Annotated in this window: 13 protein-coding genes; 7 read left to right on the top strand and 6 right to left on the bottom strand. The window is 69.8% G+C overall.

The annotated features are described in order from the left end of the window. The first annotated feature begins 23 nt into the window (after window positions 1-23). Both UG56_RS24015 and UG56_RS24010 read left to right on the top strand, forming a co-directional pair. A complete protein-coding gene (locus UG56_RS24015; protein WP_045551155.1) occupies window positions 24-689 on the top strand; it encodes a response regulator transcription factor in 666 nt (221 codons plus the stop codon). 10 nt (window positions 690-699) lie between these two features. After that, window positions 700-1,785 (top strand): sensor histidine kinase, encoded by a 1,086-nt coding sequence (locus UG56_RS24010; protein ID WP_045551154.1) that lies wholly within the window; start codon window positions 700-702, stop codon window positions 1,783-1,785. 53 nt (window positions 1,786-1,838) lie between these two features. On the opposite strand, the gene UG56_RS24005 is transcribed toward UG56_RS24010, so the two are convergent. Then, window positions 1,839-2,312 carry an Lrp/AsnC family transcriptional regulator gene (locus UG56_RS24005; RefSeq protein ID WP_045551153.1) on the bottom strand — a complete coding sequence of 158 codons (474 nt, stop codon included), beginning with the start codon at window positions 2,310-2,312 and terminating at the stop codon, window positions 1,839-1,841. A 119-nt stretch (window positions 2,313-2,431) separates the two neighbouring features. Between UG56_RS24005 and hppD the strand changes: the two genes are divergently transcribed. Further along, a complete protein-coding gene (gene hppD, locus UG56_RS24000; RefSeq protein WP_045551152.1) occupies window positions 2,432-3,637 on the top strand; it encodes a 4-hydroxyphenylpyruvate dioxygenase in 1,206 nt (401 codons plus the stop codon). A gap of 70 nt (window positions 3,638-3,707) precedes the next feature. Here the strand turns inward: hppD and UG56_RS23995 are convergent, their stop codons facing one another. Next, window positions 3,708-5,507, bottom strand: a complete 1,800-nt coding sequence (locus UG56_RS23995) for a bifunctional sugar phosphate isomerase/epimerase/4-hydroxyphenylpyruvate dioxygenase family protein (RefSeq protein ID WP_071327293.1) — start codon at window positions 5,505-5,507, stop codon at window positions 3,708-3,710. 82 nt (window positions 5,508-5,589) lie between these two features. Here UG56_RS23995 and UG56_RS23990 point away from each other — a divergent pair, with 82 nt between their 5' ends. The 3 genes from UG56_RS23990 (at window position 5,590) to UG56_RS23980 (ending at window position 8,611) form a co-directional block, all read left to right on the top strand. Then, window positions 5,590-6,213, top strand: coding sequence for a TetR/AcrR family transcriptional regulator (locus tag UG56_RS23990; RefSeq protein ID WP_045551084.1), 624 nt, complete (start codon window positions 5,590-5,592; stop codon window positions 6,211-6,213). Between the two features lie 133 nt (window positions 6,214-6,346). Beyond that, window positions 6,347-7,207, top strand: a complete 861-nt coding sequence (locus UG56_RS23985; RefSeq protein WP_045551085.1) for a shikimate dehydrogenase — start codon at window positions 6,347-6,349, stop codon at window positions 7,205-7,207. A gap of 72 nt (window positions 7,208-7,279) precedes the next feature. Further along, window positions 7,280-8,611, top strand: a complete 1,332-nt coding sequence (locus tag UG56_RS23980; protein ID WP_045551086.1) for an MFS transporter — start codon at window positions 7,280-7,282, stop codon at window positions 8,609-8,611. A gap of 43 nt (window positions 8,612-8,654) precedes the next feature. Here the strand turns inward: UG56_RS23980 and UG56_RS23975 are convergent, their stop codons facing one another. From UG56_RS23975 to UG56_RS23960, 4 genes are all read right to left on the bottom strand, one after another. After that, window positions 8,655-9,602: an RNA polymerase sigma-70 factor gene (locus UG56_RS23975; RefSeq protein ID WP_045551087.1), complete on the bottom strand. Its 948-nt coding sequence runs from the start codon at window positions 9,600-9,602 to the stop codon at window positions 8,655-8,657. A gap of 78 nt (window positions 9,603-9,680) precedes the next feature. Then, the gene (locus tag UG56_RS23970) at window positions 9,681-10,538 is read right to left on the bottom strand and encodes a phosphatidylinositol-specific phospholipase C/glycerophosphodiester phosphodiesterase family protein (RefSeq protein WP_256206868.1); all 858 of its coding nucleotides are present in this window, start codon (window positions 10,536-10,538) and stop codon (window positions 9,681-9,683) included. A 109-nt stretch (window positions 10,539-10,647) separates the two neighbouring features. Continuing rightward, on the bottom strand, window positions 10,648-11,835 hold the full coding sequence (locus UG56_RS23965) for an NAD(P)/FAD-dependent oxidoreductase (RefSeq protein WP_045551092.1): 1,188 nt from the start codon (window positions 11,833-11,835) through the stop codon (window positions 10,648-10,650). A gap of 86 nt (window positions 11,836-11,921) precedes the next feature. Continuing rightward, complete coding sequence (locus UG56_RS23960) at window positions 11,922-12,491, bottom strand: Uma2 family endonuclease (RefSeq protein ID WP_045551089.1); 570 nt, start codon at window positions 12,489-12,491, stop codon at window positions 11,922-11,924. A 74-nt stretch (window positions 12,492-12,565) separates the two neighbouring features. On the opposite strand from UG56_RS23960, the gene UG56_RS23955 reads away from it, so the two are divergent. Further along, window positions 12,566-12,979: a type II toxin-antitoxin system PemK/MazF family toxin gene (locus tag UG56_RS23955; protein WP_045551090.1), complete on the top strand. Its 414-nt coding sequence runs from the start codon at window positions 12,566-12,568 to the stop codon at window positions 12,977-12,979. Window positions 12,980-13,254 lie beyond the last annotated feature (275 nt).

Raw genomic sequence — 13,254 nt, 5'->3', positions numbered from 1 at the left:
TGTCGTCCACCTAGGATCAGAGCATGCGGGTGCTGGTGGTCGAGGACGAGCCGTTGATGGCCGGGGCGATCCGGGACGGGCTGCGGCTGGAGGCGATCGCCGCCGACGTCGCCGGTGACGGAGACACGGCTCTGGAGCTGTTGAGCGTCAACGCCTATGACATCGCCGTGCTCGACCGCGACATCCCGGGGCCCTCCGGCGACGAGGTCGCCAAGCGCATCGTCGCCTCGGGCACCGGGATGCCGATCCTCATGCTCACCGCTGCCGACCGCCTCGACGACAAGGCCTCCGGGTTCGAGCTGGGCGCCGACGACTACCTGACCAAGCCGTTCGAGCTGCGCGAGCTGGTGCTGCGGCTGCGGGCCCTCGACCGGCGCCGTGCCCACAGCCGGCCGCCGGTGCGGGAGATCGCCGGCCTGCGGGTCGACCCCTTCCGCCGGGAGGTCTACCGCGACGGCCGCTACGTGGCGCTGACCCGCAAGCAGTTCGCCGTGCTCGAGGTGCTCGCCGCCGCAGAGGGCGGCGTGGTCAGCGCCGAGGAGCTGCTGGAGCGGGCGTGGGACGAGAACGCCGACCCCTTCACCAACGCCGTACGCATCACCGTCTCCGCCCTGCGCAAGCGGCTCGGCGAGCCCGCGATCATCGCGACCGTGCCCGGCGTCGGATACCGCATCGATGTCGATTCCTAGACGCCCGGGGATGAGCGTCCGGCTCAAGCTGACGCTGAGCTACGCCGCGGTCATCGTTGTCACCGGGATCCTGCTCCTCGCGGTCGTGTGGGTCTTCCTGTTGCGCTACGTCCCCGACGGGGTCTGGATGGAATGGCCGCAGCAGCCGGGGAGACCGAGCGCTCCCTTCGTCCCGAACCGCTCCGACCTCGAGCGTGCGTTCATCCCGCGGGCGGCCACGATGATGGGCTTCCTGCTCGTGTTCGGGCTGGTGGGCGGCTGGATCCTGGCCGGCCGGATGCTGGCGCCGCTGCGGAAGATCACCGAGGCCACGCGTACGGCCGCGACCGGCTCGCTCTCCCACCGGATCGAGCTCGACGGCCCCGGCGACGAGCTGCGCGAGCTCGCCGACGGCTTCGACGACATGCTCGAGAAGGTCGAGTCGCAGGTGGCCGAGCAGCAACGGTTCGCGGCCAACGCGTCCCACGAGCTGCGTACCCCGCTCGCGATCACGCAGACGCTCCTCGACGTCGCCGGCAAGGACCCGAACCGCGACGTCGACGAGCTCATCGGCCGGCTGCGCCAGATCAACGCCCGCGCGATCGACCTCACCGAGGCGCTGCTCGTGCTCAGCCGTGCCGACCAGCGCTCGTTCGCCCGCGAGCCGGTCGACCTGTCGCTGGTCGCCGAGGAGGCGGTCGAGACGCTGCTGCCGCTCGCCGAGCAGCGCGGAGTGAGGATCGAGACCTCCGGTGAGCAGGCCTCGGTCAACGGCTCGCCCGCGCTGCTGCTGCAGGTCGCGACCAACCTGATCCACAACGCGATCGTCCACAACCTGCCCGAGGACGGCTCGGTGTCGGTCACCATCGTCGCCACCGAGAAGAGCGTGGTCCTCACCGTCGCGAACACCGGCGAACAGCTCTCCCGCGAGCTCGTCGCCACGCTCACCGAGCCGTTCCAGCGAGGCACCCAGCGCATCCACGTCGACCACGCCGGTGTCGGCCTGGGCCTGGCGATCGTCAAGAGCATCACCCGTGCCCACGACGGCAATCTCGCCGTCCTCGCCCGGCCCGGCGGCGGGTTGCGGGTCTCGGTGGAGCTGCCCCGCATCGCATGATCGTCGGGTTGTGAAGCGGAGAGTGACCTATAGGGCACCCTCGGCTTCACAACCTAGGGGCGTGGCGTGGCGCCGGTGCGCAGCAGGTCGAGGGTGCGCGGCTCGATGAGCGTGGAGAGGGTGACCACGCTGGTCGAGCGGACGACGGCGTGGGACTGGTCGATCCGGACGAGCACCTCCTGGAGCTTCGCGTGAGACCCGGTCGCCACCTTGCAGAAGACGTCGAAGGAGCCGGTGGTGACGTAGGCCTCCAGCACCTCGGGGATCTCGGCGAGGTCGCGGCGCACGTCCTCGAGTGCTCCCTGGGAGATCTCCAACGTCACGAACGCCTGGACGGCGTGGCCGGCGGCGGCCGGGTCGATCGTCGGCGCCCAGTCGCGGATCACGCCGGCCTCGGCCAGCTTGCGCAGCCGGCTCTGCACGGTCGCGCGGGCGACGCCGGCGACCCGGGAGAGCTCGAGGTCGCCGACCCGCGGGTGGGCGTGCAGGGTCTCCAGCAGAGTGACATCGAGGGCATCGAGGTGCATGGGCCGATGGTAGTCAGATTGACTAGCAAAAGACACTGAATGCTGGTCCGATCTGACAGATTGACCAGTGCTGGGTGGTCAACTTGTTTGGTGTGATCCGGCCCACTTGACTTGCCCGCATGACGCTTGCAGACACCCTGACCAACCAAGAGAAGCTCGCCGGACTCGGGCTGGCCGAGCTGGAGCAGCTCGTCGGCCTGGTGGCCTACGACGACACCTCTGACCCGTTCCCGGTCACCGGCTGGGACGCGGTCGTGTGGGCCGTCGGCAACGCCACCCAGACCGCCCACTTCTTCCAGAGCGCCTTCGGCATGGAGCTGGTCGCCTACTCCGGCCCCGAGACCGGCAACCGCGACCACCACTCCTACGTGCTGCGCAGCGGGGGAGTACGGTTCGTGATCAAGGGCGGCGTCGCGCCCGAGAGCGAGATCATCGCCCACCACGCCCGCCACGGTGACGGCGTCATCGACATCGCCCTCGAGGTGCCCGACGTCGACCGCTGCATCGAGCACGCCCGCAAGCAGGGCGCCCGCGTCCTGGAGGAGCCCCACGACGTGAGCGACGAGCACGGCACCGTACGCATCGCTGCGATCGCCACCTACGGCGAGACCCGCCACACCCTGGTCGACCGCAAGGCGTACGACGGCCCCTACCTGCCCGGCTACGTCACCCGCACCTCGACGCTGAAGAAGCCCGAGGGCGCCCCCAAGCGTCTCTTCCAGGCGCTCGACCACGTCGTCGGCAACGTCGAGCTCGGCAAGATGGACGAGTGGGTCGACTTCTACGGCCGCGTCATGGGCTTCACCAACATGGCCGAGTTCATCGGTGACGACATCGCCACCGACTACTCCGCGCTGATGTCGAAGGTCGTCGCGAACGGCAACCACCGGGTGAAGTTCCCGCTCAACGAGCCGGCCATCGCGAAGAAGAAGTCGCAGATCGACGAATACCTGGAGTTCTACCAGGGCCCCGGCGCCCAGCACCTGGCGCTGGCCACCGGCGACATCCTGGCCACCGTCGACGCGCTGCGCGACGCCGGCATCGAGTTCCTCAACACCCCCGACTCCTACTACGAGGACCCCGAGCTGCGCGCCCGGATCGGTGAGGTGCGGGTGCCGATCGAGGAGCTGCAGAAGCGCGGCATCCTGGTCGACCGCGACGAGGACGGCTATTTGCTGCAGATCTTCACCAAGCCGATCGGCGACCGCCCCACGGTCTTCTTCGAGCTGATCGAGCGCCACGGCTCCCTCGGCTTCGGCAAGGGCAACTTCAAGGCCCTCTTCGAGGCCATCGAGCGCGAGCAGGAGCGCCGCGGCAACTTCTGATCGCCGAGTCTGTAGTCGTGGGCGACGAAACTGTGGTTTCGTCGCCCACTTCTACGGTTTCGGCCGGGGGTCAGCCGGCCTGGGTGACCAGGCGGACCGGCGCGTTGCCGGCGCCGTAGCCGTCGTAGCGGTCCCGCCGCTCGACGAGCTCGAAGAAGACCTCGCCGACGGTCTCGGTGTAACAATGCAGATATTCGCCGTCGGGGTCGCGGTCGTAGAGCAGATCGAGGTCGCGCAGGGTGGCGACGAGGCCGTCGCTCAGGCCGAAGCGGGCGACCAGGTCGTCGTAGTAGTTGCCCGGCACCTTCAGCGGCCGCAGCCCACGCTCCCGCGCCGCCGCGACGACGCCGATGATGTCCTGGCAGGCGAGCGCGATGTGCTGGGCCTGACCCTGCTGTCCCGCATCGGGCTGCCCGGTCGGAAGCAGGTTGAGCGGCAGCCGTACGCCGCCGGCCGGCGAGCTCATCACCTGGCTGCGGACGAGGCCGGAGGGGCCGGCGACCTCCTGGGTCGGCTGCGGGGTCAGCGACAGCACGCTGGTGTAGAAGAGCACCGCCTCGTCGAAGCTGTGCCAGGGCTGGACCAGGTTGACGTGGTCGATCCGCGCGTCGTGTCCGTCGGCACCCGAGACCCCGCCGTCGAACTCGCCCATCCAGTCCTCCGCGTGGGAGAGGAAGACCTCGGTGCCGTCGGGGGAGGTGAAGGCGCGCAGCGCCTGCTCCCCGGCGTACGTCCGGCGGTGGACCGGCGGCGCCATCAGCCGGGCGGCCCGCTCGGCGGCCGGGTCCGAGTCGGCGACGTCGAAGCCGACGGCGGCGATCCGCGGCGCGGGGGAGGCGCTGGGCACGTCGTTGCAGACGATCCGGGCCGCGCCCCAGGTCCACAGGCGCACCTGCTTGCTGCGATGGCGGCCGCCGAAGTCGAAGCCGAGCTGCTCGAGCAGCACCTCGACGCCGGAGGTGTCCGGTGCCTTGATCTCGACGAAGTCGAAGGCCTCCGGCGCGGTCATCTCCGGCAGCCGGGGGAGTGATGCGTGCTGGTCGGCCTCCTCGCCGAGCAGGTCGGCGGTGCGGTCGGCGAGCCACCGCAGCGAGCGCTGCGCCTGGCGCGCGGTGCGGACCGGGTCGGTCTGGCGGAAGGTGTCGTTGAAGACCTCCAGCGAGAGCGGGCCGTCGTAGCCGGCGCGCACCACGTGACCCAGAAACGCAGGCAGGTCGAAGCTGCCCTCGCCGGGGAAGAGCCGGTGGTGGCGGCTCCAGGAGAGCACGTCCATGCTGAGCGCGGGGGCGTCGGCGAGCTGCAGGAAGAAGATCTTCTCGGCCGGGATCTCCTCGATCTGCTTGGGGTCGTGACCGCGGGAGAGGATGTGGAAGCTGTCCAGGCAGACGCCGACGTTGGGGTGGTCGGCGAGCTCCACGATGCGCCACGAGCGCCGGTAGTCGTCCACGAACCGTCCCCAGGCCAGCGCCTCGTAGGCCAGCCGGATCCCGTACGTCGCCGCGAGCTCGCCCAGCCGCCGCAGCTGCCCCGCGGAGACCTCGTCGTCGTCGACGGTCGCGGTGGCCACGTTGCTGCACACCAGCATCAGGTCGATCCCGAGCCGCTGCATCAGGCGGAACTTCGCCTCGGCCCGGTGCAGCACGTCGGCGAAGGCCGACTCGTCGACGCCCTCGGCGTCACGGAAGGGTTGGTAGAGGTCGAGGGTCAGGCCCAGCCGGGACGCCAGCGCCCGGATCTCCTCGGGAGACTGGGGTGCGGCGATGAGGTCGGGCTCGAAGATCTCGATCGCGTCGAAGCCGGCCTCGGCCGCGGCGTACATCTTCTGGACCAGGCCGCCGCTGAGACAGACGGTGGCGATCGAGGTGCGCATGGGTCTCCGTTCGTCGCTAATGTACGAAACGGTACATACATTGTTGCGCCTTGGGAAGTGGGGCGTGCTCTAGGCTCGGGGCATGGTTCAGTCGCGCGATGCCGAACGCACCCGGTCCGAGCTGATCGAGGTCGCGACCGAGGTGTTCTCGGAGCAGGGCTATTCGGGTGCTCGGGTCGACGAGATCGCCGAGCGCACCCGCACCACGAAGCGGATGATCTACTACTACTTCGGCGGCAAGGAGGGGCTGTTCCTGGCCGTGCTCGAGGCTGCCTATCGCCGGATCCGCGATCTCGAGCAGAACCTGCACGCCGGTGATCTGGAGCCGGTCGACGCGATCCGTCGTATCGCCGAGCTGACCTTCGACCACCACGTCGACCACCCCGACTTCATCCGCCTGGTCTCCGTCGAGAACATCCACCGGGGCCGGCACATGGAGAAGGTCGAGTCGCTGCGCGAGCTCGGGGCCCCGGCCGCCACCGTCCTCGAGGACGTCCTCGCCCGCGGTCGCGCCTCCGGTGAGCTCCGAGCCGACGTCGACGCCGTCGACGTACACATGATGATCAGCGCCTACTGCGTCTTCCAGGTCGCCAACAGCGCGACGTTCGGGTTCCTCTTCGGCCGCGACATGCTCGCCCCCGACGTGCGCGAGCGCAACCGACGCATCCTCGGCGACATCGTGGTCGGCTGGCTCACCGCTCACTGAGCTGCGGCCCGAAAGAGCCCGTCCCCGCACTGCGGGGACGGGCTCTTTGCCGTGCGGGGGTTGACGAGCGGGGGTGGAATGTGATGCCCTTCACTCTCGTAACGTACTAGTTCGTACATTAAGGATCGCCCAGATGAAGTCTTCGTTTCTTGTCGGCCTGATCGGCGCGGGCGTCGGACCCTCGCTGAGTCCGGCGCTGCACATGCGCGAAGGGTTCGAGCACGGCTTGTCGTACGTCTACAAGACGCTCGACATCACCGCCCTGGGGGTTCCGGCCGAGGGCGTGGGCGACCTGATGAGGGACGCCCGGCGTCTCGGCTTCGACGCGCTCAACATCACCCACCCGTGCAAGGAGCTCGTGATCGAGCACCTCGACCGGCTCGACGAGACCGCGGCTCGGCTCGGTGCGGTCAACACCGTGGTCTTCACCGAGGAGGGTGCGGTCGGCTACAACACCGACACCACCGGGTTCGGCCACGCGCTGCGCACCGGGATGCCGGACGCCCCGCTCGGCACCGTCGTCCAGATCGGCGCGGGAGGGGCGGGCTCGGCCGTCGCCCACGCGCTCGTGGGCCAGGGCGTCGAGCGGCTGATCATCGCCGACATGGACGTCGACCGCGCCCAGGCGCGGGTCGAGGAGATCCGGCGCCACCACCCCGACAGCACCGTCGAGGCCAGCCACGTCGACAAGCTGCCGGCGCTCCTGCCCGAGGCCGACGGACTGGTCAACTGCACCCCGATGGGCATGGCCGACCACCCCGGCACGCCCCTGGACACCAGCCTCCTCCGCCCCGACCTGTGGGTGGCGGACATCGTGTACCGGCCTCTGGACACCGCGCTGCTGCAGGCGGCGCGTGAGGCCGGCTGCCGCACGCTCCACGGAGGCCACATGGCGGTCTACCAGGCCGTCGACGCCTTCCGGCTGATCACCGGCATCGAGCCCGATGCCGAGCGGATGCTCGCCCACCTGCGCGAGCTGGCCGCGGCCGGCTGAATCTCCGAACACTTTCATCCACCCCCCCACAGCCCGCGGTCAGGACCGCGGGACGACCCCGAGGAGGACCCGATGGCGGGACCTGTCACCGAGAACCGAGACGGCAAGACCCCGGTCCGGGCCGCTCTGGCCAGCTTCATGGGCAGCGCGGTCGAGTACTACGACTTCTTCGTCTTCGGCTCTGCCGCGGCGCTGATCTTTCCGCACGTCTTCTTCCCCAGCGCCGGTGACGCCGCGCTGGTGATGTCGTTCGCGACCTTCGCCTTCGCGTACGTCGCCCGCCCCGTCGGCGCGATCTTCGTCGGTCACTTCGGTGACCGGATCGGCCGTCGGAAGGTGCTGCTGTTCACCCTCCTGCTGATGGGTGGCGGCACGTTCCTGATCGGCTGCCTGCCGACGTACGACCAGGCCGGCTGGATCGCGCCCGCACTGCTGATCGTGTGCCGCCTGCTCCAGGGGCTCTCGGCCGCCGGCGAGCAGGCCGGCGCCAGCTCGCTCACCCTCGAGCACGCGCCTGACGACAAGCGCTCCTTCTACACCTCCTGGACGCTGACCGGCACCCAGGGCGGCCAGATCCTGGCCGCGCTCGTCTTCATCCCGGTCGTCGCGATGCCGGACGAGATCAAGTACGGCATCGGCTGGCGGATCCCGTTCTGGCTCTCCGCGGTCGTGGTCGTGGTGGCGTTCTTCATCCGGAGCCGCCTCAACGAGACCCCGGAGTTCGAGGAGGCCAAGGCCAACAACGAGGTCGCCAAGCTGCCCCTCGCGGTGCTGCTGCGTGACCACTGGGTCGACGTGCTGCGGGTCATCTGCTGCGCCTTCATCGCGGCCGTCTCCACGGTCTTCGGCAACCTGGCCATCGCCTACGGCGTCGCGGTCGGCATGGTCGACTCGATCACGCTGTGGCTGGTCGTCGCGGCCAACGTCGTGGCGCTGTTCACCCAGCCGATGTTCGGCCGGCTCGCCGACCGGATCGGGCGCAAGCCGGTGTTCGTCTTCGGCGCCGTCGCCAGCGCGGTCCTGATGCCGTTCTACCTGCTCTCGATGAGCCAGGGCAGCGAGCTGCTCGTCTTCGCACTCGCGATCCTGACCTTCTCGTTCGGCTACGCGGCGGCCAACGCGACCTGGCCCTCCTTCTACGGTGAGATGTTCTCGACCCCGGTGCGCTTCTCCGGCGTCGCGATCGGCACCCAGATCGGCTTCCTGCTGGCCGGGTTCACGCCGTCGATCGTCACCGCTCTGGGTGGCGTTCAGGAGGGTGGCTGGGTCGTCACCGCCGGCTACACCGCCGTCGTCTGCCTCGTCGCCTCGATCTCCGCTCTCACCGCCCGCGAGACCAAGGACGTACGCACCGCCGACCTCGGTCTGCGGACGTCACCGACGCCGCAGGGCGCCGTCGCCTGAGGGTCTCCGCTGGTCGAGCCGCTCGCCGGCTCGACCAGCGGCGTCACTGCCCGCGGCGGTGGCGGTTGCGGCGGCGGACGACGTCCTTCAAGTCGGCGACCGGGCCGAGGTGGCCGAGCTTCTCGGGGTTGGTGACCGAGCGGATCCGCTGGATCTGGCCGTCGAGGATGTCGAGGGTCCAGGTGCCGAGGATGGCGCCGTCGGCGTCGCGCAGGATCGCACCCGGCTCGCCGTTGAGCTCGCGCTGCTCCAGGCGGGCACCGATGGCGAGCAGCGGCGGCACCGCCGCGATCAGGATGCGGGCGGCCTTCTCGGCACCGAACCGGCCACCGACGCCACCGGCCACACCACCGCCGTCGTTGACGGTCTCGACGTCGGCGGCCAGCAGCGCCTGGAGCTGGTCCAGGTCGCCGTCGCGCAGCGCCTCGAAGAACCGGTCGGAGAGCTCGGCCCGCTTGCGCCGGTCGGCCTCGAACCGCGGCTTGCCCTCGTCCATGTGCCGTCGTGCCCGGGAGGCGAGCTGACGGCAGGCGGCCTCGGAACGGTCGACCGCCTTGGCGATGTCGGCGAAGCCGAAGTGGAAGACCTCGCGCAGCACGAAGACCGCGCGCTCCAGCGGGCTGAGCCGCTCCAGGAGCAGCAGCGCGGCCATCGACACCGAGTCGGCCAGCTCGGTCGCCTTCTCCGGGCTCGCGTAGATGTCCACCGGCTCATCGATGTGGGTGTCGGTCGGCAGCGGCTCGGGGAACCACGGCCCGACGTACGTCTCCCGCCGGACCCGCGCGGAGCGCAGCACGTCGAGGGAGATGCGGGTGACCACGGTGGACAGGTAGGCCTTGAGCGACTCGGGCTCGGTCGAGGTCCCCTCGAGCCGGATCCAGGTCTCCTGCACGGCGTCCTCGGCCTCGCTCACGCTGCCGAGGATCCGGTAGGCGATCGAGAACAGCAGCGGTCGCAGCTCCTCGAACTCGATCTCGGTCTCAGGTGTCACGTTCGTCCTCCCTCGGGTCACATCTTCCACCCCTGGGACGAGACGGCGCGCGGGACTGTGACACGCGCCGGAAAGTTTCTACTCGTGGGCGCTCAGGAAGGCGTCCAGATCCTCGAGGTCGTCGGTGTTGATGTGGTCGACCCCGGCCGCGAGGAGCTCGGTCCAGACGGCCTCGCGCGCGGGGCCGTCGGTGTCCGGCGTGGCCCAGAAGCGCACCCGGTATCCCCGGGAGTGGGCCCGGTCGACGATCTCGTGGAGCTTGCGGCGCTCGGTCTCCGGCATCGGGCCGATGCCCTGCCAGAGGAACACCTTGGTCCAGTTGTCGCTGACCAGCGGCATCAGCGAGGACGGCATGCCGGAGTCGAGATCGCTCATCCGGCCGTCGTAGAAGCCGAACCGATCGGTCGCGGCCCGCATCGTCTCCAGCGGGCGGTCGCCGCTGATCACCGCCTCGATCGGCCCGTCCTTGACGGTGCCGTTCTCGTAGCGGGTGAAGAGCTCCTCGTAGTCGCCGAGCTCCTTCTCGACCGCGGCGTACGTCGCCTCGCCGGTGTTCTTGATGTCGATCAGGAGCTGGAAGGTGCCGTCGTATCCCGGGTAGACGTCGCGGCCCCTGCCGCTGACGAGCTCCTTGAGCGGGGCGAGATAGAGGCCCTCCAGCGTCCGCGCCGGGTCGAGATCCACCGCGTCGTGCGCCACCAGGAGCTCGCCGTCGACCAGCCACACGTCGGCCTCGACGCTGGTGAAGCCGTGCTCGAGCGCGTCGAACAGCGGGCGCTCGTGCTCGTAGTCGTTGTGCGCGTGCGCCTGCGGGTGCGGCGTACCGAGCTCGACGGCGGTACGCGTCGAGCCGGTCTCGCTCGCGGTGGCGGCGGCGGGGGCGAGAAAGGCCGTCGCGGCGAGGGCGGCGGCCAGGAAGCGGGCGAGGGTTCGCATCGGGGTCTCCATCGGTGAGGGTGGCCCTCAATCTGGCCGGACCGCGTGATCCGGTGGCGACCGCCGTACGTCCCGCGCCTGAACTCCTTCCGAACCGCCGCCCGGACGCTCAGCGGGACAGGCCGGACTCCTTCAGCGGCGGCGTGACGGCGGCCGCCTGCACCCGTCCGGCACGCGAACGGTCCTTGAAACTGAACGCGGAGCCGGGGCGACGCGCCTCCATCCCCAGCGCCCAGACCGTGCTGCGGCAGACCAGCTCCTTGACCTTCGCCGCGGGCGTGCCACGAAGACGGGCGCCCACGGCCGAGTCGTCGCGGTGCGAGAAGTTCACCAGCCCCAGATCGCGGCCGATGCTGATGCACTGACCCACGAAGCCGATGCTGACCGGCTCCGGTGTCGCGCCGGCGAGCCGGGCCAGCACCGTCTCCCCGGCCAGCGGCCCGAGCTGGTTGGCGGCCTGGCAGCTCATCCGGTACGCCAGCCCCGACGGCGCCGCGGCGTCGCCCGTCGCGACGATCCGGTGGTCGTCGACGCTGGTCAGGGTCTCGTCGGTGATCAGCCGGCCGAGCTCGTCGGTGGTCAGGCCGCTCGCGCGGGCCAGGTCCGGCGCGGCGAACCCGGCGGTCCAGATGGTCACCTCGCTGGTGAGCTCTCGGCCGTTGTCGAGGCGTACCCGGCCGGCCATCACCTCGGCCACCCGGGTGCCCTCGACGATGCCGACGCCGAGCCGTCGCAGGTCGCGCTCGACCACCGCCCGGCCCTTCTCGTGCAGCCACGGACCGAGCCTGTCTCCGCCGATCAGGGTCACGTTCCGGCCCGCCTCGGCGAGCTCGGAGGCGACCTCGATGCCGGTCGGGCCGCCGCCGACTACGATCACGGGGGCGTCGGCCGGAGCCGCGTCCAGCACCGACCGCAGCCGCGTCGCCTCCTCGTAGGTCGTGACCCCGTAGGCGTGCTCCGCCGCCCCCGGGACCTGAGTCGTGCCCGCGCTGCCGACGGCGTAGACCAGATAGTCGTACGTCATCTCCTGCCCGCTCCCGAGCGCGATCGTCCGCGCGCCGGCGTCGATGGAGCCGACGGTGTCGACCACCAGCCGCACCCGCTCGCCGAGCACATCGGCGTAGGCCACCACGGCCTCCGAGGACCCGGCCACCAGCTGGTGCAGCCGGATCCGCTCGACGAAGTGGTCGCGCGGGTTGACCAGGGTGATCGCGACGTCGTCGCGCTTGGTGAGCCGATTGGCGGCCATCACGCCGGCGTACCCGCCACCGATGACCACCACGTGGGGCTTGCTCATGGGTTCCTCCTGCTTGTCGAGGTTCATACCCCTAGGACCCCGGCGGTGCGCTGGTTGTGACAACGCACCAGTCATGGACGAGGAGGTCAGTGCAGCAGGTCGGTGAGATCGATCTTGATCGGGAACGGCACCGGGACGTCGAGCCGGTCGCGGAAGATCCCGATCGCGACGTAGGCGTTGGTCAGGTCGTCACGCTCGTAGACGTGGACCGCGGGTGCGCCGTCCTCGTTCTCGATGCGCCAGTAGTGGGAGATGCCCGCCTCGGCGTACTTCTGCGGTTTGACCGACCGGTCGCGATGCTCCGACTCCGGCGAGACCACCTCGACCACCAGCACCACGGAGTCTGCCTCGTAGTACGAAGCCTGGTCGGAGATCCGAGCCGTGCTCACCAGGACGTCCGGCTCCGGCCGGTTGCGCCGGTCGAGCACGACCGTCAGCTCCCGGTCGACCTCGAACCCGTCGGGCGCCTGCGCTGTCAGCGCGTTGGTCAGGGCGGTGACGAGCCGACTGTGCCAGCGGCGCTGCGGTGACATATTGAAGACCAGGACTCCGTCGATGAGTTCGGTATGACGCGGCGCCTCGACGAGCATGTCGAGGTCTTCGGAGTACCAACCCTCCTCGCGGGGAGGGCGCATCCAGTCGGGCAACGCGGTCATACGTCGAGGATACCGTCTGTCTCGCGCTTCATTTTCGTAAGCGAACCGTTCGTTTCGTCGGATCAGGAGGACACGTGGAACGTGGCGAAGTCTGGTGGGTGGAGTTCGACGAGCGACGGCCGTTCGTGGTGCTGTCGGGAGACGACCCGTCCGCGATCGAGGTGATGCAGGTCGTCGCTCCCGCAGGCGTCGACCTCACCGGTCTGGGCGTCGAGGTGGCGGTGGGCGCCACGGAAGGACTGCCCTTCGAAGGCGTGCTCAGGGTCGCGTACCCGCGCCCGGGCTTCACCCCGTGCACCTGGCTGACCACGCTGTCCCGCGACGACCTGATCGAGCGAGCAGGAACCCTGTCCTCCGCGAAGCTCGGTGAGCTGGACGATGCTCTTCGTCGTGTCGCCGAGGCGGACGAGCCGACCGAGGCCACGACCGCGAAGCTCAGCGAGATGCGGGACAGCCTTCGTCGCGGTGGGCTCGGGCTTCCAGGCTGAGCCGGCGCATGTGTCCCGCCTTGTCCTGCCGCTAGGAGCTCGGGCAGGGACAGTCGGGCCGACTCGAGCGCTTCTCTTGTGGGACATTTGCGCCGACTCGACGGGGATGTGCGGTCTCGCTTTGGGCGGACGGTTCGTACCGGTTCAGGGTCTGCGGGTGAATCGGATGGTGCCGTCGGGTAGTCGTTCGTGGAGGTAGGCCGGGTTGTGGGCCAGCCGGTGGTGATGCAGACACAGCAGCGCGCCGTCTTTCAGGTCGGTCTTGCCTCCGGCCA

It is taken from the genome of Nocardioides luteus, assembly GCF_000960475.2.
Lineage (GTDB): Bacteria > Actinomycetota > Actinomycetes > Propionibacteriales > Nocardioidaceae > Nocardioides > Nocardioides luteus_A.
Note: the sequence above shows the minus strand (reverse complement) of the source record. Positions and strands in the feature narration are given on the sequence as shown.